Genomic DNA, 24,353 nt, shown 5'->3' with positions numbered 1-24,353 from the left:
AACCCGATTTATGTACAAATATGGTGATAGTGATGACAACGAAAATTCCTGTAGGGATCAGTGGATGTGTACTCGGTAATAAAGTCCGTTTTGACGGAGGACACAAAAGTAACCGCTTCATACTTGATACGCTTTCTGAGTTCTTTGATTTCCATCCTGTTTGTCCGGAAGTTGAAGTGGGAATGGGTGTGCCAAGGCCTGTTATCCGGCTGATTGAGCTGGAAGGAAGGACGGCACTGGTTCAATCCAAAAATGAATCCGTGAACTATACCGATACCATGTACCGGTATGCTGAAAATAAAATCAATACCATGCAACCGAAGAAGCTGTGTGGCTACGTGGTTGCTTCTAAGTCACCGACTTGCGGTATGCAAGGGGTAAAAGTATATCAGCAAGGTGGTGTGCGAAAAGATGGCACAGGTTTATATACTGCAAAATTAATTGAAAAAATGCCCTGGTTACCTGTTGAGGAAGATGGCCGGTTAAATGATCCCGTGCTCAGAGAAAACTTTATCGCACGGGTGTTTTGTCTGTATGATTTATATCAGTCTGTTAGTGATGTGCCGTCACCGGCCGAAATTATTGCATTTCACAGTCGCTATAAGTTTACGCTGATGGCGCATGATCCTTTGTCATACCGGGCTCTGGGGCAAATGGTGGCAAACATCAAAGACACGGATATAAACGAATTTTTTGTACAATACCGGTTGGGTTTGATGAATGCGCTGACGAAAAGGGCGAGCAGAAAGAACGCGACTAATGTATTGATGCATATTCAGGGGTATTTTAAGCCGTTTTTGAATCCGGTACAGAAAAAAGAACTGACACGTTTAATTCATGACTACCGGCAGGGCGTGCTACCTTTGTTAGTTCCTGTCACAATGATTCAACATTATTTATCTCAATATCCGAATGCGTATATTGCGCAGCAACAGTATTTAAATCCTTATCCACAGGGACTGAAGTTACGTTATGGACTCTGAAGAAAAATTATATGCTATCCGCGAAGTGTCTGAGATTACGGGCGTTAAACCCGTTACACTGAGAGCGTGGCAGCGTCGTTATCATTTGATTGAGCCGAAAAGAACTCAAAAAGGGCACCGTTTATTTGATGAACAGGATATTCAGACGATTCAGAATATCCGCCAGTGGCTTGCCAAAGGGATTTCAATTGGTAAAGTTGCGCAGTTAATCAAAAACACAACGGAAGACGTCAGTCTTGTGGCTGATTCAGCGACGAATCTGGATGAATGTGAACAATTACTCGATGCGCTTTCTCAACTGAACCGGGGACGGGCTGAAGAGGTGATTGCTTCTGCGTTCCGGATGTATCCGCTGGCAATTGTGGAAGCACAGTTTATCATTCCGGTTGTCAACATTCTTGAAACCATGAAAGGGTCGCAAAAATCGGTCCGCAAAAGTTTGTTTCAGTCATTAATCACAACGCATCTCAGCTGGATGGTGACGGTCGAAAATAAAGCCAGCAGCCTTGGAAAGTGTCTGTGTGTGAGTTTCGACCCTGCCGGGAGTGTATGGGCGTGGCTTCATACCGTGAAGCTGGCAGAAAAAGGTTACTACCTGGTGATGCTGGATGGTGTTGAAGATGTCTCGGGTTTGTCCGGTCATGTCAGCCATCATCAGTTTAATAAAGTGGACTTTTATTCAAATAAGTCACTGACGATAAAACAGCAGAGAGCGATACATGAGTTCAGCGAGAGTTTTACCGGTGAAGGCGTTTCCTGTTCCGGCATGCTGACTCAGCTACATCAGGAATTGGGGGATTCATGAAATTAGTATGGTATCGGCGGGATCTGAGAACAATCGATCACAGTGCATTAAATTATGCACTGGCGACGGGGGAATTTGTCTCAGCTGTCTATGTGGCAACACCAGAGCAGTGGAAGCAGCATCAAATGTCACCAAGGCAGGCGGACCTGATCCGGAGGAGATTATCGACGCTGCGTGACGAGTTAGCGCAGTTAAATATTCCCCTTTACTATATGGAAGCCGGCACCTTTGATGGCAGTGTGGATGCTGTGACTGATATTGCCCGGGCGATTGGTGCCAATGAAGTGCTGGTGAATACGGAATATGAATGGAATGAGCAGCTGCGCGATCAGGCACTGAGTTTTGAACTGGCCTCAGCCGGAATCACTTTCCGGGAATTCCATGATAAGTGTCTGTTGTCACCCGGAGAAGTGCTGAACCGGCAGGGATGTTATTTTAAAGTATTTACGCCGTTTCAGAAAACCTGGCGTTTGTTATTCAAAACACCAAAGATTGTTCCGGCTGTCAAAGCTACACAACAGGATCCGTCCCGTATTGATGCTGAACGGTTATTCTCCGGTTCTGTCAGTTTTCGTTATCCATGTGAGTCAAGTGAAGCATGGAGTGTTGACTCCGCTGTTATCAATCAGCGACTCAGACAGTTTTGCCGTGAAAAAGTGGACTTATATCATCAGAAGCGGGATTTTCCGGCGGGCGACAATACAAGTATGTTATCCCCTTATCTTGCGATAGGCGTTTTGTCAGTCCGTCAGTGTGTTGCAGCACTGTTTGCGGAATCGGAGGGGGGCAGCTTAAGTCAGGGGGCTGAATCATGGCTGAATGAATTGATTTGGCGTGAATTTTATCAGCACCTGATTGTCTTTGAACCCGCCCTGTGCCGGGGCGCTTGTTTCCATCGCTGGGGAGAGCAAATTCACTGGCAATTTGATGAAGCAACATTTACCCGCTGGAAAGAAGGGATGACCGGATATCCAATCGTTGATGCCGCCATGCGTCAGCTCAAACATACCGGTTGGATGCACAACAGGCTCAGGATGATTGTCGCCAGTTTTTTGACGAAAGATTTGCATATCAACTGGCGTCATGGTGAAGCTTATTTCATGAGTCAGCTGATTGATGGTGATTACGCATCAAATAATGGTGGCTGGCAGTGGTCAGCATCCACCGGTTGTGACGGACAACCCTATTTCCGGATTTTTAATCCGGTCACGCAGGGGCAGAAGTTTGATCCTGAAGGCCATTTCATCAGACAGTGGATCCCTGAGCTGAAAAATGTACCGGATCGCTGGTGCCACGAGCCGTGGAAAATGGCTTCTGTCAGTTCATTGTCATATCCTTCGCCCATCGTTGATCACCAGACAGAAAGAAAGATAACCTTAGCGGTTTATCAGGCAGCGAAGGAAGGTCAGGTGTATGTGCCGTAATTTTTTATATTTTCTGCTGTTATGGAATTGTCTGGCTTATGCCAGAACCTATAACATTCCCCCGCCAGGGAGCAGAATGGTTGGCGAGATTGTTTACCACCAGGTTGAGAAAGGCGAAACGGTAGCTGCCGTGGCTGATAAGTATGATGTTGGATTTCTTGCTGTGATGGAAGCCAACCCTGGTGTTGATCCATTCCTGCCCACACCGGGAGATATATTGACGATACCGGCGCAAACGATTCTGCCGGATGTGCCTTATGAGGGCATTGTCGTTAATCTGGCGGAATTGCGATTGTATTATTTTGAACCTGCCAAACATCTGGTTCATATTTTTCCTGTCGGCATTGGCAGAATCGGCCGGGATACACCCGAGATGAAAACCCGGGTGAGTGAGAAAAGACCGAATCCGACCTGGACACCGCCTCAGTCCATTCGCAACGAATATAAAAAGAAAGGCATTGATCTGCCTTCGGTTGTCCCGGCCGGACCAGATAACCCATTGGGACTTTTTGCGTTAAGGCTGGCTCATGGTGCGGGTGATTATCTAATCCACGGCACTAATAAGAATTTTGGTATCGGGCTGCGTGTCAGCTCCGGTTGTATCCGGATGAACCCCAAAGACATTGACTGGTTGTTTCATCAGGTCAGGGTGGGCGAAAAAGTTCGGGTGATTGATGAACCGGTGAAAGTCTCCCTTGAACCGGAACGAGCGGTTTATATGGAAGTTCATGAACCACTGACCCGCAGCGATGGTTCGAAAAAGAGATTATCTTTACCACAGGCGCTGGTGTGGTGGTTAGATGAATTTAACTATCCGGACAAAAAAGCGAAAGCGGCGCTGGTGACAAAAAATGGGATTCCGATCGAAGTTGTCAGTCACGATTAAGGTGAGGTCTGCGTAAGAGGGCCGGAAAGAGAGGTCTTGAACAGGAGTGTTTTGATTGTTTGATTAAAGGAAAGTGCAACACTGGCACTTTCCTCTGCATTGACTCTTATTTGGTATAAGACTGAGCGATATGATCAATTCTCATGTTCGCTCTTGCTGCTTCTTTGTTCGCTGATGTGATCGCATCAGATGTTTGATCCAATTTATTGTTTAAAGTCATTTGCTCACTTTTCAAAGCGGCAACTTCATCACTTAGCTGACTAACCTGGCTGCTGAGCTTATCGAGTTTTGCTGATGCTGAGCTGTCCATTTGAGAAGCACAACCAGAAAGAAAAACGACGCCTGATGCTGCAATCGCAAATAAAAGCTTGTTCATTGTGAACTCCTTTAGCTGTTTTTTTTATGATTCAGATTCGTTCGTTTCCATTCTCAGATCTGACAGGATAACGAACACATGATTTTGTCATTGTAGCACTAATAAAGTGAATAGAAAGTCAGAGGAAAATAAGAAATTTGAAAACCATACAAAGAGATATACCCAAATAATCTGAATTCTGTCTCTTCAGGTTATTTGGGTATATCTGTTGAAAAATAGGGTTGAGAGCCTGAAAAACGATCGTGAAACACCGCTGTCCAGCCGGATTTAATTGAGTTATGATACCGCGCTTATTCGCATATTTATGGTGAATAAATCATAAATATGCCGGGTCAGGTATATACTTTTTGCAATACATCAGATGAACAGGAGAGACCTTTGCAATTTAAAAATTTAGGCTTGGATAACCGGCTGTTGAAAAATGTAAATCATTATGCATTTCAACATGCTACCGAGATACAGCAGAAAGCTATTCCGGTGATCATTGCCGGAAAAGATTTACTGGCATCATCCAAAACAGGGTCAGGAAAGACGCTTGCCTTTATTTTACCCATGCTTCATAAGTCTCTGAAAAATAAATCATTTTCTGCAAAAGATCCCCGTGGTGTCATCCTTGCGCCGACCCGGGAATTAGCCAAGCAGGTCTATACAGAATTACGGACGATGCTGGGTGGTCTGACTTATACCGCGACCTTAATCGTGGGGGGGGAAAATTTTAATGATCAGGTCAAAGCTTTAAAACGTTATCCGCGTTTTATTGTGGCAACACCGGGTCGTCTGGCCGATCATCTGGAGCATCGTTCAGTATATCTTGAAGGCCTTGAAACCCTGATTCTTGATGAAGCAGACCGGATGCTGGATCTGGGGTTTGCGCCTCAGCTGCGGCGAATCAGCGGTGCTGCGAAACATCGCCGTCGGCAGACACTGATGTTTTCTGCAACATTAGACCATGCAGAAGTGAATGATATTGCGATGGAAATGCTGGATAACCCGAAGCGGATTTCTGTTGGGGTAGCGAATGAAGAGCATAAAGATATCTCTCAAAACTTCTATTTATGTGATCATCTCGATCATAAAGAAGCACTCCTGGCCCGGGTGCTGGAATCTTCTGACTACCGGCAGATGATTATATTTACCGCGACCCGTGCAGATACCGAACGTTTGACTGATAAGTTGAATCAACAAAAGTTAAAGGCCGTTGCGTTAAGCGGGGAACTGAACCAGACGAAACGCAATACCATTATGGGGCAGTTTGAACGGGGTGCGTATAAAATCCTGGTGACAACCGATGTTGCCTCCAGAGGTCTGGATATTACGAATGTTACCCATGTAATTAATTTTGATATGCCCAAGCATACTGAAGAATATGTTCACCGGATTGGCCGGACGGGCCGGGCCGGGAACAAAGGCCATGCGATTTCATTCGTTGGCCCTAAAGACTGGGACAGCTTTAAGCGGGTGGAAGCTTTTCTTTCTCAGACGATTGAATTTTCAGTATTTGAAGGGCTGGAAGCGAAGTTTAAAGGATTGGTGAAGAAGAAGCCCCGTAAGCCCGGCGGCTATAAAAAGAAAGTTGCTTCACGTCCGAAAGCTAAAGCAACACCCCAAAAGCAGGTTAAACGGGATAAGAGCTATTACCAGAATGTGCCTGTGGGTGAAGCGGTTTTTGTTCCGCGTAAGAAGTAAACGGAAACTGGAATCGTTCCCGGAAATAGTTAAGCCACGATGGAGATATCGTGGCTTTTTTATTTCTGCTTTCTTAAAAAGCAGTTGTTGTGTTTTTCTGTCGCTGACAGTTATGCAAGCTTAAAGAAATTCAGCTGTTGTTTTTGTTGTTCCGCTAAAACAGACAGTTCCAGACTTGCTTCTGTCGATTGCGTTACACCACTGACATTTTGCGTCACCAGTTCATAGATATTACCAATGTTTTTACTGATGTCTGACGTTACTTCCTGTTGCTCTTCGGATGAAGAAGCCACCTGAGTGTTCACATTTTCCAGTTCGGAAATAGAAGCTGCGATATCGTTCAGTGCGACACGAACTTTGGTGGTCATTTCCTCACTATGATTCAGCATGGCAAGGCTGGTGGTCATACTGTCATTGGCCGCACCGGATTTATTCTGAAGATTCTCGATGATTTCCTGAATTTCTTTGGTTGAATCCTGAGTTCTGGCTGCCAGCATCCTGACTTCATCAGCAACGACAGCAAATCCACGGCCACTTTCTCCGGCACGGGCTGCCTCAATGGCTGCATTCAGGGCAAGCAGGTTCGTTTGCTCTGAAATATCTTCAATCACTTCGATAACCTGGCCGATTTGCTCAGATTGCATTTGCAGGGCAGAAATCATGCTGGCGGCATCACTGATTTGTTCTGCCATCTTTGTGTTTGCCCGTCCGCTTTCTTCGAACATATCCAGGCTGTTTATTGCCATCTTCCCGGCTTCGAATACTGCGGTATTTGCATCATGTGCATTACCGGTCACACTGCTTGCGGTTTGTTCCAGTTCAGAAACCGCTGAAGCCACCAGCTCTATTTCCTGTTTCTCCTGATCCGAATTGACACTCGCCTGTGTCATAACCGCAGCAAGCTCTGTGGCTGAAGCTGCAACATCAGTACTGGTCCGAAGCAGTGTGCCAATCATGTCACGTAAATGATTGATGGTTGTATTGACATCATTTGCCAGTGCGTTGAGTTCACTTTTTCCTTCGACTCTGGCAACAGCAGTCAGGTCACCATCCGCGACATGATGCATTATTTTTTGTAAGTGATGGATGGGGGAGATAATCACACCCGCCAGCAGCCAGTTCACGACGATCGCGATACAAATAATGAAGGCAAGTCCTATAAAGGCGTAAATTTCAGCCTGATGATGCTTTTGGGTATGGGACTGAATATCCTGACGAACCATATTATTCATATGAGTTGAAAGTGACTGGATTTGCGCAATCATCTCTTTCCCTTCATCCCGGTAAATATCGGAAGCTTTCTGGTATCTGCTTGCGAAATCCGGCTTTTGCTGCTGGCTGTATTTTTCATCGAGCAGGGGCTGAATCGTATTGAGTGAATAACGGACGTATTGGTCTGTCGCTTTTTTCAGGGCGGTGACTTCGTGCTGAATTGCCGGAAATTGTTCCAGTTTGCTTAGCAGGGACTGAATAGCTTGCTGTTTTTCCCGTAAGAGTGCAGTAAAAGATTTAGCAGCCTGATACTCAGAGGTGCTGTATATCGCATGAATCCGCATGTTATAAACATGGTCTATCACCTGATTCAGCTGATCTTTAACTTCAATAATATGTTCTGTTGACGTGGAAACACCATTAAATGCTTGTTTGAGGTTAGCCGTTGTCAGAAGAAAACTGGTTATCAGTAAAATTAATGTGACGATAACCGGGATAAATATTTGCAACCTGATGGATAGTATATTGATTATATGTCGCATGAATGACCTTTTTAATCCGATGGGGGAGGATAGTTTTTGATTCTATCTCTCTTCATGGATAATTCAAATAAAAATCGCGAAATTGATAACTGAAAAATCTTTACTAATCAGATGGTTAAATGCAGAAAAAATACGCTTAGTGTCATTTTTGTCACTTGATTTCATATGTGTCCTAACTCATTATTTAATAAAGATTTTTTGTGATACCTATTCCATTGATCCCATGTATATTTCTGCCGTTTGTCATGCACGTTTAAACAGATTGAAACACAATTGTCATATTTCCATCCTAAAGTGACCCTCGTTGAAATAAAACGTGAACGGCGAACACGCCATTTAAAGGATATAGATGATGAAAAAAACAGTTATCGGTGCAGTTGCTCTTATCAGTGCGCTATCAGTAAATATTGCTTCAGCTAAAGAAACAATTTCTGCAGTAGGCTCCAGTAGTGTGACGCCACTGATGGAAGTTTTTGCTGAAACTTATATGAAAAGTCATTCAAGTGTTTTCATCGAAGTTCAGGGACCTGGTTCTTCAGCTGGTGTTAAAGCAGCGAAAAACGGTAGTGCTGATATTGGCATGGCTTCCCGTAATCTGAAGGCGAAAGAAAAAGAACCTGCTTTAGTGGAAGAAGTCATTGCCCGTGACGGGATTGCTGTTGTTGTGAACCCGAAAAACCCTTTGAAAGGTCTGACTGCGGCGCAGGTATCTGCTATCTATAAAGGTGAAGTGACAAACTGGAAGCAGGTTGGCGGAAACGATAAGCCAATTGTTGCGATTACCCGTGACACCGCTTCAGGTACCCGTGGTGCGTTTGAAGACATCATGAAGCTGAAGAAGAAAATTGCAGGCAAGAAAGTTTCTGCTATCTCTCAGCGTGCACAGGTTGCAAACGGTAACGGTGGTCTGAAGACAATGGTAGCTTCTAACCCATATGCTATCGGTTACATCTCTCTGGGTTCTGTCGATAATTCAGTTCACGCACTGGCAATCGACAATGTTGATGCATCTGTGGCAAATGTGAAGAATGGTTCTTACAAAGTTGCCCGTCCATTCCTGGTCCTTTACAAGCAAGGTAAGCCTTCAGCTGAAACTCAGAAATTCCTTGACTGGATGCTGACAAAAGATGCTCAGAAAATCGTGAGCAAAAAAGGCTATATTTCAATTCACTAAGCTTGATTACAACACTTATTTTTATTGCTCAGCCGATTTGATTGGCTGGGCTTTTTCTATCCATATCCGGATTATCCGGATAAGTGAGATTGTTTATGACCATCGCAACGAGTAATGACAATATCATGAATGAGATGCCTCAGACTTCAGGCCGGCGCCTGCGCACGAAAAAGCGGGTTGACTGGAAGGAGAAAACCTTTCATGGCCTGTTTTTGACCAGTGCCGTGATTGGTATCGTTTCACTTTTTATTATTGCTTATTTTATAGTTAAAGAAAGTATTCCTGCATTTCAGGAAGCCGGTGTCTCAGGCATTATTCTGGGCACTGACTGGTTACCACCCGCACTTTACGGTGTTGCGACCATGATTGTTGCATCTGTCGTTTCTACATTTGGTGCTGTGGTCATTGGGGTTCCGATTGGGGTTCTGACAGCGATTTTTATCGCAGAAGTTGCACCAAAACGTTTAGCTGACGTGATTCGTCCGGCGGTTGAACTGCTTGCTGGTATTCCTTCTGTTGTTTACGGATTTTTTGGTCTGGTGATTATTGTTCCCCTGATTCAGCAGATTTTTGATGTACCGGCGGGAAATACAATTCTGGCGGGAATGATCGTACTGGGTGTGATGATTCTGCCTACCGTAATTACGGTTTCTGAAACTTCAATTCGCGCTGTGCCGCGGGCTTATAAAGAAGGCTCGTATGCATTAGGCGCTTCCAATATTTATACCATTTTTAAGTTGCTGGTTCCGGCAGCCCGTTCCGGGATCATGACAGGCGTCATTTTGGGGATCGGTCGTGCGCTGGGTGAAACCATGGCCATTATTATGGTGATGGGCAATGCACCGGCAATGCCTCAGGGAATTCTGGACTCAGCCCGGACACTGACGGCAAATATCGCAATTGAAATGTCGTATGCCAGTGGGGTACACGCGAATGCACTTTATGCCACAGGCGTGGTGCTGCTGGTGTTTATTATGATGCTCAATGGCGGACTTTTATATCTGAACCGTGAGAAGGCGAAATAATCATGGATAGAGTAAAACTAAAACAGGCCAGAGTCTTTCAGGACCGGATCTTAAAAGGTTTTATCTGGTTATCTGCAGCGTTTACGGTTGGATTTTTATTCTGGATTATCTGGTACATACTGTCCAATGGCCTGAAGCACGTTGACTGGCATTTTATTACTGATAACTACACCAGAACCGGCGACGAACACGGGATTTTTCCGATGATTGTTTCCACGATTTATATGGTGATTGCGTCTATTGCAGTGGCTGCGCCACTGGGGATTATGACGGCGATTTACCTGACTGAATATGCGAAGGTCGGCAGCCGGCTGGTGAAAGTGATCCGGTTCTGTACCGAATCTCTGGCGGGTATTCCGTCGATTATTTTTGGTTTGTTCGGAATGACATTCTTTGTGGCCATTCTGGGTTTTGGATTCTCTATCCTTTCAGGTGCACTGACGATCAGTATTCTGATCTTGCCTGTGATTATTCGTACCACGGAAGAAGCATTAATGGCGGTTCCCCAAACTTATCGTGAAGGGTCATACGGGCTTGGTGCTTCAAAAATATATACCATTTGGCGGTTGATCTTACCGAGTGCGATTCCGGGAATTCTGACATCTGTCATTTTAAGTATTGGCCGGGTGATTGGCGAATCTGCCCCGATATTCCTGACTGCAGGGATGGTGGCACGTATTCCTGATTCACTGTTTGATTCAGGCCGGACACTGACGGTGCATTTATACAAACTGACAACCGAGTTATTCACGATTGAAGAGTGGAACCAGGCATACGGTACAGCGACTGTACTGATTGTGGTTGTCCTGTTGATCAACATGTTCACGAAGCTGATTGCAAGAAGATTTAATACTGCAACTTACTAATCCGTCGTGTTCCGTTGATGAAGTGATAAAGAATTATTTGAGATTGAAACAATGAATAAATTTTCTATTGAAAACCTGAATCTGTTTTATGGTGAAAGTCAGGCACTAAAATCGATTAATCTGCCCATTCCTCAGCGTCAGGTGACGGCTTTGATTGGTCCGTCAGGTTGTGGTAAATCCACATTATTGCGCTGTCTGAACAGAATGAATGATCTGATTGAAGGCGTGAAAATTACCGGATTACTGACGATGGACGGTGAAGACATCTACGGCAATATCGACGTGGCCGATTTGCGTATCAGAGTCGGTATGGTTTTCCAGAAGCCGAATCCGTTTCCGATGAGTATCTATGAAAATGTTGCTTATGGTCTGCGTGCGCAGGGTATTAAGGACAAAAAGCATATTGATCAAGTGGTAGAAAGCTCGCTTCGTGGTGCCGCACTGTGGGATGAAGTGAAAGATCGTCTGAAGTCTCATGCATTTGGTCTGTCAGGCGGACAGCAGCAACGTTTGTGTATTGCCCGGACGATTGCCATGGAACCTGACGTGATTTTGATGGATGAACCGACTTCCGCTTTGGATCCAATTGCAACGCATAAGATCGAAGAGCTGATGGAAGAGCTGAAGAAAAACTACACTATCGTGATTGTGACCCACTCAATGCAACAGGCCCGCCGTATTTCAGATCGAACGGCTTTCTTCCTGATGGGAGAATTGGTTGAACATAATGAGACTTCAGTTATTTTCAGTAATCCGGGCGATGATCGTACCCGTGGTTATGTGAACGGCGATTTCGGCTGATCTGGCTGCGCCTTACTATTTATTTTTATACCTCACCATCAGGTCACCGCATTCAAATAACTATAAGCGATGGTAACTCTTGCCCCTGTTTCAGGGGCTTTTTTTATTTTTCTGATCACGGAGTGGCTTGTTATTCGGCGCCGATGGAACCGATATCACACTTTGGGGTGGAAAAATGTCATACCATTGCTTATGTTTATGAACATATGCTTACTGTCGCATTATTCAATTTGATGGGTGATAGTAACCAAACCATCAGTTGATGGCAGAAAATCAAAGTAAAAATAGCACTTTGTTTATTTTGTTATTGTAGATAGGTGCTATATTTTTTAAGATAAACAGAATTGGTTAATATTTGTTCAATTTGAGTTCGGGCAGGTTATTACTTCTGAAATAAAGGGTGACTTGTTCAGAATCAGCACCAATGACAAGACGGAGTTTGCAGATGATTAGTAAGCGCTTTTTTAAAACCAAGAATGAAGTTGAAGTGACGTTTGAACTGGATATGCCTGAAGATGCTTCAAGGGCAGCAATCGTAGCGGATTTTCTTGACTGGAAGCCTGAACCAATGAAGAAAATCTCGAAGTCCGGAACTTTTAAGTTTAAGACGCGTTTGCCGAAAGATGAGCAGTTTCAGTTTCGTTATCTGGTCAATGAACAGGACTGGGTTAATGACCCCGGCGCTGATCAGTATGTTCCCAATGAGTTTGGTGAAGATAATTGTCTGGTTTCCACACACCAGTAAACCTTCTCTGCAACAATAAGATCTGGCTGAACAAGTGATTTGGGTGAGCCATTTCTGATCAATGAAGTTCATGGGTAACATCGTATCTGAACTGATACAGATTGAGACTCTGAGCATATATTTGACAGGGCACTTCGGTGCCTTTTGGCGTTTTTTTAAGCCTTATCATTTTTCTTTCGTGACTTTTACAGTATAAAATTTTAAGCTTTATTGATTTTTCAATTATCGGGGTATCGTGAGTGGTGAAAGCAATTATCGAACGTGTCGCGGCGCTGTCTGGCCGGCAAAAAGCATATGTTCTCGGATTACCATTATTAATCGTAATCGCATTCTATAATTTGCTTTATCACGGACAAGTCCATCGTCGCAGCCTTGAACTGGCTTTACCCGAAAACCGTTTGGTCGAGTCCCTGGTGGCCGAACAAACACAAATGACAGAACGCCTGCCTGATTACGAATATACGATTCGTCCCGGAGATAATCTCAGTCATATCTTTGAGCAGCTTGGATTCGGTTATCGTGACCTGATGAAAATTATGGAAACGGATCTGGACTATTTGTCTCTGGATACCATTATGCCTGGTGATACACTTCGTTTCTGGAGAAGTGAAGACGGGCAGTCTCTGCAGAAAATGTCACTTGAATTCAGTCTGGTTGAAAGTGTGGTCTTTACCCGGCTGGAAGACGGTAGTTATGAGTATAAAAGCATCAAAATTCCCGGTCAGTGGAAGCGTGAACCGCTCATTGGTGAGATTCACGGCTCATTCTCATTATCGGTGAATAAGGCGGGCCTGAACAGTAATGAAATCGAGCAAATCGTCTCTTTACTGAAAGATAAGATTAATTTTGCCAGAGACCTGCGTGCCGGTGATAAATTTGAAATTGTTCAGTCGAAGCAGTATGTCGGTAAAACGCTGACCGGAAATACTGAGATTCAGGCGGTGAAAATTTTTACCCGGGGCAAAACGATTTCAGCTTACCTGCATACAGATGGCCAGTATTATGATCGCAATGGGCGCAGCCTGCAAAGAGCTTTCCGTCGTTATCCAACCAGCAGAAGATGGCGGATCAGCTCACCGTTTAATCCGCATCGCCACCACCCGGTGACTCACCGGATTATGCCGCATAACGGAACTGATTTTGCCACACCGGTTGGGACGCCGGTTCTGGCAACGGGTGATGGCACAGTGGTGATGATCCGTAACCACCCTTATGCCGGGAAATATGTGGTGATCCGGCATGACTCAACTTATAAAACCCGCTATCTGCATCTGAGTAAGATTCTGGTTCATAAAGGTCAAAAAGTTTCCCGTGGGCAGAAAATTGCGTTGACTGGTCGTTCAGGGCGTGTAACCGGTCCTCATTTGCATTATGAGCTGCTTGTCAAAGGTCGCCCGGTGAATGCAATGAAAGCGAAAATTCCGATGGCGACGTCAGTAGCAAGAAAAGAGATGAAGCAATTTAAGGCGAACCGCAACCGGCTGGATCAGCTGCTGAAGCAAAAAGAGCTTCAGCTGGCTTCCCGGACAGAAGAAGGGACGGGTCAAAGCTAGGTCAGCAGTCTGATCCGGGCAAGATAAATCCGGTGATCCGGAAGAGCAATGAACTGAAAGCCAACAGACCTCTGGTCGCGTTGGCTTTTTTATGCCGGGAATTTTATTGATGATGGCAACTTATTGATGATGGTAACCCGGTGTTCAACCAAACCTTATGAAGAACGCAGGTTGACTAACGTATCCGTATCGGATGCCGACGTTTGGCTTTGGTTTAACAAATGACGAACGACGTCCTGGCTTGGGATTGGCCGGGAAAACCAGTACCCCTGAATTTGACTACAGCCCATATTATAAAGCTTATTCAGGATATGTTGCTGCTCTACACCTTCGGCGACCAGATCAATATTCAGCTGGTTTGCCAGCTGAATAATCAGACTGACAACTTTCTCTGATTTATAGCTGTTGAGCATATTTTTGATAAAAGAGGCATCAATTTTAATACAATCAATTGGATAGCTGTGAATATAGTTCAGGCTGGAATAACCTGTCCCAAAGTCATCCAGTGCAATTTTAAACCCGGCGGTGCGGAGCTGACGTAATGTTTTCTTCGCCAGGTGCTGTTGTACTAACAGTGTGGTTTCAGTGATCTCAATGGTAAATTCTTCCGGGTGAAATCCAAAAGCGGTGATCTGTTCTGTCAGGTAATCGGTATAGAGATGAGACTGACTCAGTTCCTGGGCTGAGCAGTTGATACTGAGCCTGATGTGACACCCATGTGACTCAATTTCCTGTTTTGCCAGACAGGCCAGTTTGATAATCCGTCGCCCCAGGCTGATGATTAAGCCGGACTCTTCAGCAACTTCAATAAACTCTATCGGGCTGATTTCTCCCAGTGTCGGGTGCGTCCATCGCGCCAGAACCTCAAAATAGCTCCATATACTTTGGTGGCGGCGAACAATTGGCTGAAGCTTAATCGAAAGTGCATCAGATGCTTCAATGCTGGTATTCAGCTCTTTTTTCAGGGCATTGATCAGTTCTGTTTTACGCAGATAGGCATCGCTCAGGGATGTTTCGTAGCTGCAGATGGGGTGATCTGCTGTTTTACACTCTTTGAGTGCCAGAGAGGCATGGAGTAACAGCTCATCGGCATGAACCGAACTTTCGACGTACGTTGCCAGTCCGATACGGGTCTTCAGCGAAATGTGATGGTGGGTATCATGATATCCATATGAGATCTGTTTGATCATTTTTTCACATAATGACACCGGGTTCTGACGAAAAGTGATAAATGCAAATTCATCATTGGCCAGACGGAAGACAAACTGCTCATCCTGAATCAGCGTCGCCATGATTTGCGCGACATGCTTTAAGACCTGATCGCCGATATAAATACCATGAACATCATTGATTAAACTGAAGTTTTTGATATCCAGTAAGCCCAGTGAAAATGGTTTGGGTCCGGTTTCCGGCGGGGAAATCATTAACCGTTCCAGCGTATCTGTCAGATAGCTTTTATTCATCAGGTTAGTCAGATTATCGTGAGAAACCTCATGGTTGAGCCGGTTCAGTAACAGATCCACACGCCGGGCCAGATAATCATGTCGCTGGTTTTGTTGTACGATTTGTGCAATGAGCTGATGCCATTCATACAGAGTGTCCGGATCGTCTATCGGTTCTGTTGTCAGTGTGATGAATAAATAGCACTGACTGCCGGGCTCAGAGCTTTGGGATGTGGTGCCGAAATAACCTTCGATCTGATGTTGTACGACATACCGTTCTTGCGGAAACCGTAAAGCCGTGTGCATTGGAATGATGAAATAATCATCCTGAGTGTATTTCATCTGTTGCGTCAGCAAAGTTTCCAAATCCCGGCATATGTTCTCTTCGGCCCGCATTTTGGGTGAGGTTGCCAGCAGACGCTTAGACTGAGTGGTCCTGTCAACTTCAATCAGTAATGAAGCATATGAATTTAAGGCGTGATGCAGTATATCAGTTGCTTGCTGATATAAAGAACCATCGGTAGTGTCGATAAGCTCAGAGATTGCTTGAAGACTTCGTTCTCTGAACAAGGAATGCTTGTCCATTTTCATGCCAAAAAGCCCGCTGACCTTGATTAGATTGAATAATGTCCTTTTAACTGTGGAAGAAGAAATGCAACTTTTCCAGTATCAGGGCTATTTTCCTTAAGAAACCATGAAGCGGTGGTGTATTCGGTTTTTTCAGCAATGATCAGGCTTTAGGGGAAAATCAATTTATGAGAGGATAGGCGCACTTATTTGGAATCAGAATGGTAAAGATGATGCAACAGCATGATTTCGTGCAAATTGTTAAACAGGCTTGCGAGTGCGGTTCATTGCCGCAGGCGCTGGATTTTCTCAAAACCGTTGAGGATAGCGATATTGCTGAAGCCGCAAAAGACTTAACCGGGCAGTTTGCGATTGCAGAAGCTGAGGGTAAAAAACGAATTTATCATGTGACACAGCAGGAGAATGAGCAGGGAGAAATGCAGGACTATGTTGAACACATCATGAATGAAGGTGATGATGTGATCGGTTTTGTGGCCTGGTTTTTTGAATCTGAATTCAGTGTGAAAAAGAAAGAGGTTTATCAGGCGGCGGGAAAAACTTATCAGCAGCCAAAACGTAATGGATAAAAAAGGCCGGGCACGCCTGCCCGGCCAAATAAAAAGGACAGTAGAATTTATTTTTATAATGGTGCCTGAACTCTGCCCGGCATGGTAATCGCTTTCAGGACAATTGTTTTGCCTGATAACGCTTCCGGACAGAAGACATCATTTTAGAAATCGTAACGGATACCCGCCTGTAGCTCGTCATCTTCGTTATCCATTTGCTGGAACAGATAACCGGCATACATGCGAAGATGGCCGTTAAATTTGTGCTCAACTTCAACTGCAAATTCATCGACTGAATCATCGTCATCCAGTTCCTGATAGTTATAAACAGCCGCCAGTGCAGTTTGACCGAACTTGTACTTAGCACTCAGCTCGTAAGCTGTCGCATCGACTTCTTTATTTGATGCAACTGCAGTACCTGTGCTGAAGAATGCACCCAGATATAATGCATCCATTTTGTAGCCAAGAACTGCGTTGAATTGATCACCGGACACTGATTCACCAGCGTCCTGATTGACATAACCTAAACCAGCACTGAATGCATCATTGATTTGATAAACCCCTGAAAGACCAACGCTATCTTCATCTTCTTCATCAGAAGCAACGTAGTTTGCTTTCAGTGTCAGTGCATCGAATTCACCTGAATACAGGAAGTTGTTCTCACGTTTACTTTTGTTGCCACTGACATAGCTTGAAGCGCTGGCACCAAATGTATTCAGGATATCAGTGAAGTCTGTCAGCTGAGTCTGAGAAGAATCCTGTTTACCGTATGAGAACTCACCGATGTTTGTGCCGATACCCGCGAAAAAGTAACGGTTTGTGATGTCAGATTCGCTGTCCAGCTCAGCTTCATATTTACCGAAACCGTACAATGAATCAGAAATTTCAGATTTACCTTTCAGGTTGACACGTGCACGGGATTTATCTTTGAACGTGCTTGTGTTATCTGTTGCTGATTCGTTGTTGTCAGAGATGTTGAAACGTCCTTCAGCACGTCCACCAACTTTCAATGTTGTCCCTTCGCTGTCATAGACAGTTGCTGCGAAAGATGTACCAGATACCAATGCTGTAAAAATTGCGGTTGCCAGAACTGCTTTTTTCATTTTATTTACCTTATCTTGTTTGAAGTGCCAAACATCTGCCATTGGGTTGTGGTGACAGAATGAGCCGCAGCACTTTTGTTGTATTGACCGGGATAAATTAGAGATTAAAGATGAACCTTTGCTTTCAGGATTGTTATTGTTAGATTTTGTTTTTATTGGGTTTTTGTTTCAATTTAATGACTAATGCCCGTGAGGCCGGGCACCGGATGCTGATGTATGCTATAACGGACTGATATGTCTGACAGAATTGAAGGGGTGACTATCTGTGGTGGAAGGGTATCGGGTCAGTACCAATCAAAGTGAACTTGATTTTACAGTGGTTTATACCCAAGCAACCTGAACCCTGCATCTTCAGGTTGCTTGGGTATATCGTTTTATTTCAGAGAGCTATTGGGCGAAAGGTATACCGGAAGCGGTAATGCAAAAAGCGATTGCCAATTCATTATGTTTTGGCGTGTACAAGGATTCTGGTGAGCAGGTTGGCTTTGCCCGGATGATCACTGATAAAGCGACATTTGCTTATTTGTCTGATGTGTTTATCTCAGAAACCCACCGTGGTGCAGGCCTGAGTAAATGGTTAATCCATGAGATTGTGAGTCATCCGGAACTTCAGGGGTTGAGGCGTATCGTGCTGGCAACAAGTGATGCGCATGGCTTGTATGAACAATATGGTTTTAAACCAATAGCCAATCCGGAAATTTTTATGCAAATCTGGCAACCGGATGTGTACAGCCTGGTTTAACAGACAAAGTGAGTTTAACTGACAGAGCTAACAGACGCCTGATATCCGAAGATACAGGATCAGGCCGGAAACTGTTTGCGATGGCGTTTCCGGCCTGAAGTCAGTTCAGTTTAAATATCGATACCGGCATAATGACCGTGATGGACTGCCGCAGAGACTTTACCAACCTGAACGCAATCTCCGACAGGCCGGAAGTCAATAATGGACTCTCTGAGCTGCTCACGTTCCTCAGCAAGCGACCGCATACCAGCGGCACAGAAAATGGTATCTGCCGGGAAAACATGTTTCTGGCCGGATTGATCGATAGCAACCACGCCTTCTGGCGTAATGGCTTCCACGCGGGTGTTCAGATGGACATCGATACCTTCGCGCAGTTCGATATTCAGTGCCATTTTATGGAAAACGTTCGCATCAACGGCAAAGTCATCTCTGGCTTCGATTAAAGTGACCTGTTTGTTCTCCCGCTTGAAATGCACTGCGGTTTCTGAGCCAACCAGCCCGGCGCCGATAATCACCACCCGCTGTCCGGTTTCCAGATCTTCATTCTCCATATCCGTGCAATAAATGACCCGCGGATCATCGATGCCCGGAATGCCCGGCGTGATCGGAACAGCACCGATTGCGCAGACCAGTGAATCCGGTGCAATCGTGTCAACAAGCTGAGGATCGACTTTCGTATTTGTGCGAATTTCAATATTCTCATGTTGAGTGACCTGATGAATCAGCCATTTTGAGAACTCGTAATAATTCTTTTTGAAATCCACATGAGCTTCGCAGCGAATTTGTCCGCCCAGCTCAGAGCTGGCCTCACAAAGAATGACCTGATGGTTGCGTTCAGCTGCTGTTAGTGCCGCCTGCATGCCACCCGGACCGCCACCGGCAACCAGAATTTTTTTAGACTGGCGGGGCAACGGTGGCGGAGAGAAATAGAGTTCTTCTTCCCCAATGACCGGGTTAATACTGCATGCGGTATCCCGGGTGACAATGATTGTGTCCATACAGTCATGGCAGCGCATACATTTACGGATATCCTGATCACGGCCCTCATGGGCTTTTTGTGGCAGGAATGGATCAGCCATTAAGCCACGGGCAAGAGCTACAATATCGGCCTGTCCTGAGGCGATAATTTCCTCAGCTAAATCCGGGTCGGTAATTGCGCCGACAACGGCCACAGGAATGCTGACATGTTTTTTGATTTCAGCTGCAAGCCCTGCATTGACACCGTGGGGCAAAAACATCGATGGGTGGGTTCTGACAAATGTTTCCTGAATGTGTTGGTTACCGGCACTGATATGAAGAATATCGACATAAGGTTCAATGTATTTGGCTACCCGGATGGCTTCATCCAGACCATGCCCTTCAGGATACAGCTCCAGCGCATTCATTCGAAATTCAATTGGAAAGCCCGGTCCGACGGCTTCCCGGATAGCCTGCAGTACCATCACAGGGAAGCGCATTCTGTTTTCAAAGGAGCCACCGTACTGATCAGTCCGGGTGTTGGTTGGAGAAAGGAACTGACTGATTAACCAGCCATGTGCCCCGTGTACCATCAGCATTTCAAATCCGGCCAGTTTAGCCCGGGCTGCTGCTGTCTTGTAGGACTCTGCCAGCCGGATCAGCATGGATTCTTCCATCTGAAAAACTTCAGTACCGTTTTCGGAAAATTCGTGGACCGGGCCGTATGGTCTGTTTTTCGGATGGGGATTCTCAAGATTCGGAATCCCGGCATATTTACCGCCATGTGCCAGCTCTATGCTGGGAATCGAATTATGACGGCGAATAGAACGGGCGGCATGGGTCAGGGATGGCAGAATCAGCGGGTCATCAATGCGTAACTCTTTGGTATGTGCACGGCCGGTTTCTTCGACAATGGCTTCGCCAATAGTGACGTTGGCTGCGCCTCCTTTCGCCCTCAGCTCGAAGAATGCGATGTTTTCCTGTGATAAAAAGCATTCACTGGATAATTCCTGTAGAGATACAGGCGCAGAAAAGAGACGGTTTTTAAAAGTAATATTGCCGATCTGAATGGGTTTAAACAGGTGCGGGTATTTCAGTTTCATGATTGCTTCTCCGTGAATTGGCCATTAATAGAAATTTTTTTGTTTTGTCAGGCAAAACAGATCTTTGATAAATAAAGATAAAATAATCTGTTCAAAATAAATTAACGGATTTGGCCGGGAGGAAACAGACGAAAAATTATGGTGTTTATATCAGAGATTTTTATATATACCCAAACAACCTGAAGATGCACGCTGAACTCTGCATCTTCAGGTTGCTTGGGTATATCAAGTAAGCTACTTATGTGTCTGGAAATGATCGTCATGTCGAATCCCGTAAGCCGGGCTGATGTGTGTTCGTGTTTGGTATTTACCTGAGTGATTGTTTGGCACTGTTTTCAGGACACAGTTGCCTGAGCAGAAACCGGCCGCTGATTTGACCGGTTTTAGTGGATGAGTGATGGAAGTGATGGAAGCGGAGAAAAATGACAGTGAAATATCGTGGTTTAAAAGCGATAAGTCACACTCATATTGACGCCGAGTGTTTCATCATCATCAACCATCGGACTATCCGATATTTCATCATCATACAATGTGTAAGTGATACCGCCGCCAACAGACAGGTTTTGCGTCAGCATCCAGTAAGACTGGATATTGGTGAAGAATGAGCCCGCCCAGTCCAGATCATAACTGGCCAGCCCTGATACCACGGATTCCTGAGCAGAAACGCCATAGTAATAGTTATTGTAATTCCCGTTGCTGTAATTGTAGCCGACGGTGGTATTGAATCCCCAGCGGCCATTAGGGAAGGGGATGGTCCACATTGCTCTGGTTGAGGAGCCATTATGTTCATCACTGACATCTGTTAAAGCATCCGCCTGAAAAATTCCCACTGCGGTTTTCAGTTTATAACCGACACCAGCCATCACGGCGTTATCTCTTTTATTCAGTAACTGCATTTGTGCATTATCAGAGTCGGAAGGATCAAACTCCTTAAAGTCATACATCACCTTGAAAATAAGATTTGATGATGCGCTGGCCGGACGCAGCTGATAACCGGCAGTGACGCCCTGAATGAAGAAGTGCTCACCTTCATATCCAACTAACGGAAAAGGAGACGTTGTGTTGTCAATGCCTTTATAAATTGATTGCTGTATGCCTACGCCAGCACCGATCGAGTAATCTGTGCTTTGGGCATAAAGCGGCAAGGCGATTAAATTTGCTGCCAAAATCAGATAATTTGCTTTTTTCATATATCGAATACTCTTTATTTTTACTGATGCAGGTATATACCCAAACAAACATGATGATCAAATAATGTTTTGTCACTCTCTGGTGACATTCTGTTTTTTTATGCTATGTTTGTAAAGTCAAAATTGGTTAAAATGTGTATTCAGAGCCATGGTTTTTCGTCATAAAAACCGCCGGGTCGTTTGACAGTGTATGAATCTGTTCAACATCATCCCCCGGAAATATGCAATATATATTACCTATTCGTGAAGGTGAACAGAAACAAATGGGAAGAAGAGAACAGACTGAACAAAGAATTCTGGATACGTTCGAAGATATTCTGGTCAATGAAGGTTTTCAAAAACTGAAAATTAACTATGTTGCTTCTAAAGCAAAGGTAGATAAGGTGTTGATTTACAGATATTTTGGTGGGTTAGAACAACTGGCGGAGAAGTACGCGGAAAGTGGTATTTTCTGGCCGTCTGTTGAGGAAAGTATTGGTGAGCTGACCCTGGCTGATTTTGAAAATGATCTTGAACAAGCGGTGGCGACGTTGATTCGTCAGCATATTTCGGCGATCAGAACGCGTAAAGCAACCGCTGCGATTCTTGCCTGGGAGCTCATCGAATCGTCACCGGTCGGCAATGTGCTGGCGAAAGCAAGAGAAGCCCATGTTCAGGCTTTATTTGCCTTTCTGGTAAAAACCGGCCGGTTTAATACAACCTTGCTGAATTCATTTGGTGCTATTTTAGGCGCCAGTCTGAATTATCTGGTGATTCGTGCCGGGAATGAATCGGTTTTTTCCGGCATCCCGGTTCAAACTGATGCCGGCTGGCAAATGTTAGAAGAGATGTATACCAAAATGGCACTTTCGATATTGGTGCCTGGCTAAATTTTCAGCCATGTATTGAGACATTCATGACCAAAAATTCACACACCCGGGAGGTACTGGCTTAAGAGATAACCGGGCCAGGTGCGGTAAACCGCGATAAATTCATTTATTTACAATATATGCATATTAATTCTCATTGTTTTTGTTAGAGTGATTTGTCTATCCAGGCTTTTTGACTCATTGTTATTAGAAAATGATAACCAGAACAACAGAGAGAAAATTCATGCATCATCATGTCCTGCTGAGGCCGTGGACAGCCATTATTTTTTTATTGATTCTGGGCTGCGCTTATACAGGTTTAATCGAGTTTCTTTTTCTGACTCATCAGCAGGCAATGCGGCATGATATCCAGCAACGGGCAGAAGACGAATTAGCTCTGGTCCGCTACAAGTTAGAAGCTTCTATTCTGGCGGATGCTTATGCCGCCAAAAGTCTTTCTATGCTTATTTCTGTTCATAGTCAGGCGGTTTCTCAGTTTTGGCAAAGTGTCTCTCAGCAAACCATTGAGCAGGGCAAATATATTCGTTCTGTCTCCTTAGCACCGGATGATGTGATCCGGTATGTTTATCCTGTTGAAGAAAATAAAAAGGCAATCGGCACCGATTTCCGTTCAATTCCGGAGCAGTGGGAGGCGGTGCAAAAAGCCCGCCAGATGGAGGAGGTTGTCGTGTCCGGCCCGGTGAAACTTGTTCAGGGTGGTACTGCGGTGATTGTCCGTTCTCCGGTTTTCCTTGATCCCCTGAAAAATCAGCATTATTGGGGAAGTGTCAGTATCGTGGTTGATATTGATAAGTTGTTTAGTTTTCTCAATTTTACCGATTTGGCCAGCCATTTTGATATTGCTGTCATGGGAAAAGACTTTACGGAAAAAGAAGGGAATGTTTTTTGGGGAAAACCGCAGGTTTTTCAGCATGTGTTTGTACAGGAGATGTTTTATTTTCCCTCGGGAACCTGGCAGATCGCGATTGCTGAAAAACAGGGGAATGTCGACAGCCGGTATTCCTGGTATCAATACTATCTGGTTCGCATTATCGGTTATTCATTGTTTGTTGTGTTGACGATGTCCTTCCTGACAGTCTATCGCCTGTATAAAAAATCAAACCAGTTATCCATGTGTGATGAGCTGACTCAGTTACCCAACAGGCGGTTCTTTATGGACAGGCTCAGTAAAGTCTTTGAGAATAAAAAGCAGAGAGGAGCAGCCTCTGGCCCGGGATTCAGCCTGCTTTGTATCGATATAGATAAATTTAAACTCATCAATGATCAGTACGGACATTTTGTCGGTGATCAGGTGTTAATCGAATGTGCCAGACGTATCCGCAATGCGGTCCGGGACAGTGATTGTGTTGCCAGAATCGGTGGTGATGAATTTTTGGTATTGCTGATTGATGGTGTTCATTCTCACTATATCAGAGGTGTGATAGACAGGATTCGTCATACATTTGAATTAATCCCCATTCAATGCGAAGGACACAGTATTTTGCTGGAAGTGAGTATCGGTTATACCACTTATATGGATGAGATGGAGAATGTCAGTGATATGATCAAGTTTGCGGATAGCAATATGTATGCTGAGAAATATCAGCGTTGATTCATATTGCATTTGCAAAATGAAAATTAAATTGCATGATGCAATCCTATATGAACTCCTCTGCTATGAGTTTGTACAGAATAAATATAAAATCTTTTTTATTCAATCACTTATATTGATTTTAAAAGTTGGCACGCTTACTGCA

21 protein-coding genes are annotated in these 24,353 nt (G+C 44.6%); 15 read left to right on the top strand and 6 right to left on the bottom strand.

Going from position 1 to position 24,353, the window contains the following annotated elements:
- The first annotated feature begins 29 nt into the window (after positions 1-29).
- The 4 genes from OC443_RS25905 to OC443_RS25890 are packed head-to-tail and all read left to right on the top strand — an operon-like array spanning position 30 to position 4,098.
- Entirely contained in the window at positions 30-983 is a 954-nt protein-coding gene (locus OC443_RS25905) for a YbgA family protein (protein ID WP_073579575.1), read from the top strand.
- The gene (locus OC443_RS25900) at positions 973-1,788 is read left to right on the top strand and encodes a MerR family transcriptional regulator (protein ID WP_073579496.1); all 816 of its coding nucleotides are present in this window, start codon (positions 973-975) and stop codon (positions 1,786-1,788) included. The genes OC443_RS25905 and OC443_RS25900 overlap by 11 nt, the downstream gene beginning before the upstream one ends.
- Positions 1,785-3,212, top strand: coding sequence for a deoxyribodipyrimidine photo-lyase (gene phrB / locus OC443_RS25895; protein ID WP_073579497.1), 1,428 nt, complete (start codon positions 1,785-1,787; stop codon positions 3,210-3,212). The genes OC443_RS25900 and phrB overlap by 4 nt, the downstream gene beginning before the upstream one ends.
- Positions 3,202-4,098: a L,D-transpeptidase family protein gene (locus tag OC443_RS25890; RefSeq protein WP_073579498.1), complete on the top strand. Its 897-nt coding sequence runs from the start codon at positions 3,202-3,204 to the stop codon at positions 4,096-4,098. The genes phrB and OC443_RS25890 overlap by 11 nt, the downstream gene beginning before the upstream one ends.
- A gap of 106 nt (positions 4,099-4,204) precedes the next feature.
- Here the strand turns inward: OC443_RS25890 and OC443_RS25885 are convergent, their stop codons facing one another.
- The gene (locus OC443_RS25885) at positions 4,205-4,474 is read right to left on the bottom strand and encodes an Lpp/OprI family alanine-zipper lipoprotein (RefSeq protein ID WP_073579499.1); all 270 of its coding nucleotides are present in this window, start codon (positions 4,472-4,474) and stop codon (positions 4,205-4,207) included.
- 324 nt (positions 4,475-4,798) lie between these two features.
- Between OC443_RS25885 and OC443_RS25880 the strand changes: the two genes are divergently transcribed.
- Entirely contained in the window at positions 4,799-6,160 is a 1,362-nt protein-coding gene (locus OC443_RS25880; protein WP_073579500.1) for a DEAD/DEAH box helicase, read from the top strand.
- Between the two features lie 110 nt (positions 6,161-6,270).
- Here OC443_RS25880 and OC443_RS25875 read toward each other — a convergent pair whose 3' ends face one another.
- Positions 6,271-7,914, bottom strand: coding sequence for a methyl-accepting chemotaxis protein (locus OC443_RS25875; protein WP_073579501.1), 1,644 nt, complete (start codon positions 7,912-7,914; stop codon positions 6,271-6,273).
- A gap of 352 nt (positions 7,915-8,266) precedes the next feature.
- Here OC443_RS25875 and OC443_RS25870 point away from each other — a divergent pair, with 352 nt between their 5' ends.
- The 6 genes from OC443_RS25870 (at position 8,267) to OC443_RS25845 (ending at position 14,078) form a co-directional block, all read left to right on the top strand.
- Positions 8,267-9,088 (top strand): phosphate ABC transporter substrate-binding protein, encoded by an 822-nt coding sequence (locus tag OC443_RS25870; RefSeq protein WP_073579502.1) that lies wholly within the window; start codon positions 8,267-8,269, stop codon positions 9,086-9,088.
- Between the two features lie 125 nt (positions 9,089-9,213).
- Positions 9,214-10,113, top strand: a complete 900-nt coding sequence (gene pstC, locus OC443_RS25865; protein WP_370738718.1) for a phosphate ABC transporter permease subunit PstC — start codon at positions 9,214-9,216, stop codon at positions 10,111-10,113.
- 2 nt (positions 10,114-10,115) lie between these two features.
- Positions 10,116-10,979, top strand: a complete 864-nt coding sequence (pstA, locus tag OC443_RS25860; RefSeq protein ID WP_073579504.1) for a phosphate ABC transporter permease PstA — start codon at positions 10,116-10,118, stop codon at positions 10,977-10,979.
- A gap of 51 nt (positions 10,980-11,030) precedes the next feature.
- Complete coding sequence (gene pstB / locus OC443_RS25855) at positions 11,031-11,780, top strand: phosphate ABC transporter ATP-binding protein PstB (RefSeq protein WP_073579505.1); 750 nt, start codon at positions 11,031-11,033, stop codon at positions 11,778-11,780.
- Positions 11,781-12,225: 445 nt separating this feature from the next.
- On the top strand, positions 12,226-12,525 hold the full coding sequence (locus OC443_RS25850) for an isoamylase early set domain-containing protein (protein ID WP_073579506.1): 300 nt from the start codon (positions 12,226-12,228) through the stop codon (positions 12,523-12,525).
- A 239-nt stretch (positions 12,526-12,764) separates the two neighbouring features.
- Positions 12,765-14,078, top strand: a complete 1,314-nt coding sequence (locus OC443_RS25845) for a peptidoglycan DD-metalloendopeptidase family protein (protein WP_073579507.1) — start codon at positions 12,765-12,767, stop codon at positions 14,076-14,078.
- 155 nt (positions 14,079-14,233) lie between these two features.
- Here the strand turns inward: OC443_RS25845 and OC443_RS25840 are convergent, their stop codons facing one another.
- Positions 14,234-16,111: a putative bifunctional diguanylate cyclase/phosphodiesterase gene (locus OC443_RS25840; RefSeq protein ID WP_073579508.1), complete on the bottom strand. Its 1,878-nt coding sequence runs from the start codon at positions 16,109-16,111 to the stop codon at positions 14,234-14,236.
- A gap of 209 nt (positions 16,112-16,320) precedes the next feature.
- Between OC443_RS25840 and OC443_RS25835 the strand changes: the two genes are divergently transcribed.
- On the top strand, positions 16,321-16,674 hold the full coding sequence (locus OC443_RS25835; RefSeq protein WP_073579576.1) for a hypothetical protein: 354 nt from the start codon (positions 16,321-16,323) through the stop codon (positions 16,672-16,674).
- Between the two features lie 143 nt (positions 16,675-16,817).
- Here OC443_RS25835 and OC443_RS25830 read toward each other — a convergent pair whose 3' ends face one another.
- A complete protein-coding gene (locus OC443_RS25830; protein WP_073579509.1) occupies positions 16,818-17,756 on the bottom strand; it encodes a porin in 939 nt (312 codons plus the stop codon).
- Between the two features lie 343 nt (positions 17,757-18,099).
- Between OC443_RS25830 and OC443_RS25825 the strand changes: the two genes are divergently transcribed.
- Positions 18,100-18,498, top strand: a complete 399-nt coding sequence (locus tag OC443_RS25825; RefSeq protein ID WP_370738719.1) for a GNAT family N-acetyltransferase — start codon at positions 18,100-18,102, stop codon at positions 18,496-18,498.
- A 110-nt stretch (positions 18,499-18,608) separates the two neighbouring features.
- Here OC443_RS25825 and OC443_RS25820 read toward each other — a convergent pair whose 3' ends face one another.
- Positions 18,609-20,558 carry an NAD(P)/FAD-dependent oxidoreductase gene (locus OC443_RS25820; protein WP_073579510.1) on the bottom strand — a complete coding sequence of 650 codons (1,950 nt, stop codon included), beginning with the start codon at positions 20,556-20,558 and terminating at the stop codon, positions 18,609-18,611.
- A 443-nt stretch (positions 20,559-21,001) separates the two neighbouring features.
- A complete protein-coding gene (locus tag OC443_RS25815) occupies positions 21,002-21,748 on the bottom strand; it encodes a MipA/OmpV family protein (protein WP_073579511.1) in 747 nt (248 codons plus the stop codon).
- 221 nt (positions 21,749-21,969) lie between these two features.
- Here OC443_RS25815 and OC443_RS25810 point away from each other — a divergent pair, with 221 nt between their 5' ends.
- Together OC443_RS25810 and OC443_RS25805 are read left to right on the top strand one after the other, a co-directional pair.
- Positions 21,970-22,617, top strand: a complete 648-nt coding sequence (locus OC443_RS25810; RefSeq protein ID WP_073579512.1) for a TetR/AcrR family transcriptional regulator — start codon at positions 21,970-21,972, stop codon at positions 22,615-22,617.
- A 223-nt stretch (positions 22,618-22,840) separates the two neighbouring features.
- The gene (locus OC443_RS25805) at positions 22,841-24,208 is read left to right on the top strand and encodes a diguanylate cyclase (RefSeq protein WP_159440298.1); all 1,368 of its coding nucleotides are present in this window, start codon (positions 22,841-22,843) and stop codon (positions 24,206-24,208) included.
- The last annotated feature ends 145 nt before the right edge of the window (positions 24,209-24,353 follow it).

This window comes from Vibrio quintilis (assembly GCF_024529975.1).
Taxonomy (GTDB): Bacteria; Pseudomonadota; Gammaproteobacteria; order Enterobacterales; family Vibrionaceae; genus Vibrio; species Vibrio quintilis.
Note: the sequence above shows the minus strand (reverse complement) of the source record. Positions and strands in the feature narration are given on the sequence as shown.

Bases quoted from the DNA above. Each gene is read 5' to 3' on its own strand.
- OC443_RS25900 (WP_073579496.1), top strand. From the start codon at position 973: ATGGACTCTGAAGAAAAATTATATGCTATCCGCGAAGTGTCTGAGATT.
- phrB (WP_073579497.1), top strand. From the start codon at position 1,785: ATGAAATTAGTATGGTATCGGCGGGATCTGAGAACAATCGATCACAGT.
- OC443_RS25890 (WP_073579498.1), top strand. From the start codon at position 3,202: ATGTGCCGTAATTTTTTATATTTTCTGCTGTTATGGAATTGTCTGGCT.
- OC443_RS25885 (WP_073579499.1), bottom strand. From the start codon at position 4,474: ATGAACAAGCTTTTATTTGCGATTGCAGCATCAGGCGTCGTTTTTCTT.
- OC443_RS25880 (WP_073579500.1), top strand. From the start codon at position 4,799: ATGCCGGGTCAGGTATATACTTTTTGCAATACATCAGATGAACAGGAG.
- OC443_RS25875 (WP_073579501.1), bottom strand. From the start codon at position 7,914: ATGCGACATATAATCAATATACTATCCATCAGGTTGCAAATATTTATC.
- OC443_RS25870 (WP_073579502.1), top strand. From the start codon at position 8,267: ATGAAAAAAACAGTTATCGGTGCAGTTGCTCTTATCAGTGCGCTATCA.
- pstC (WP_370738718.1), top strand. From the start codon at position 9,214: ATGAATGAGATGCCTCAGACTTCAGGCCGGCGCCTGCGCACGAAAAAG.
- pstA (WP_073579504.1), top strand. From the start codon at position 10,116: ATGGATAGAGTAAAACTAAAACAGGCCAGAGTCTTTCAGGACCGGATC.
- pstB (WP_073579505.1), top strand. From the start codon at position 11,031: ATGAATAAATTTTCTATTGAAAACCTGAATCTGTTTTATGGTGAAAGT.
- OC443_RS25850 (WP_073579506.1), top strand. From the start codon at position 12,226: ATGATTAGTAAGCGCTTTTTTAAAACCAAGAATGAAGTTGAAGTGACG.
- OC443_RS25840 (WP_073579508.1), bottom strand. From the start codon at position 16,111: ATGAAAATGGACAAGCATTCCTTGTTCAGAGAACGAAGTCTTCAAGCA.
- OC443_RS25835 (WP_073579576.1), top strand. From the start codon at position 16,321: ATGCAACAGCATGATTTCGTGCAAATTGTTAAACAGGCTTGCGAGTGC.
- OC443_RS25830 (WP_073579509.1), bottom strand. From the start codon at position 17,756: ATGAAAAAAGCAGTTCTGGCAACCGCAATTTTTACAGCATTGGTATCT.
- OC443_RS25820 (WP_073579510.1), bottom strand. From the start codon at position 20,558: ATGAAACTGAAATACCCGCACCTGTTTAAACCCATTCAGATCGGCAAT.
- OC443_RS25815 (WP_073579511.1), bottom strand. From the start codon at position 21,748: ATGAAAAAAGCAAATTATCTGATTTTGGCAGCAAATTTAATCGCCTTG.
- OC443_RS25810 (WP_073579512.1), top strand. From the start codon at position 21,970: ATGCAATATATATTACCTATTCGTGAAGGTGAACAGAAACAAATGGGA.
- OC443_RS25805 (WP_159440298.1), top strand. From the start codon at position 22,841: ATGCATCATCATGTCCTGCTGAGGCCGTGGACAGCCATTATTTTTTTA.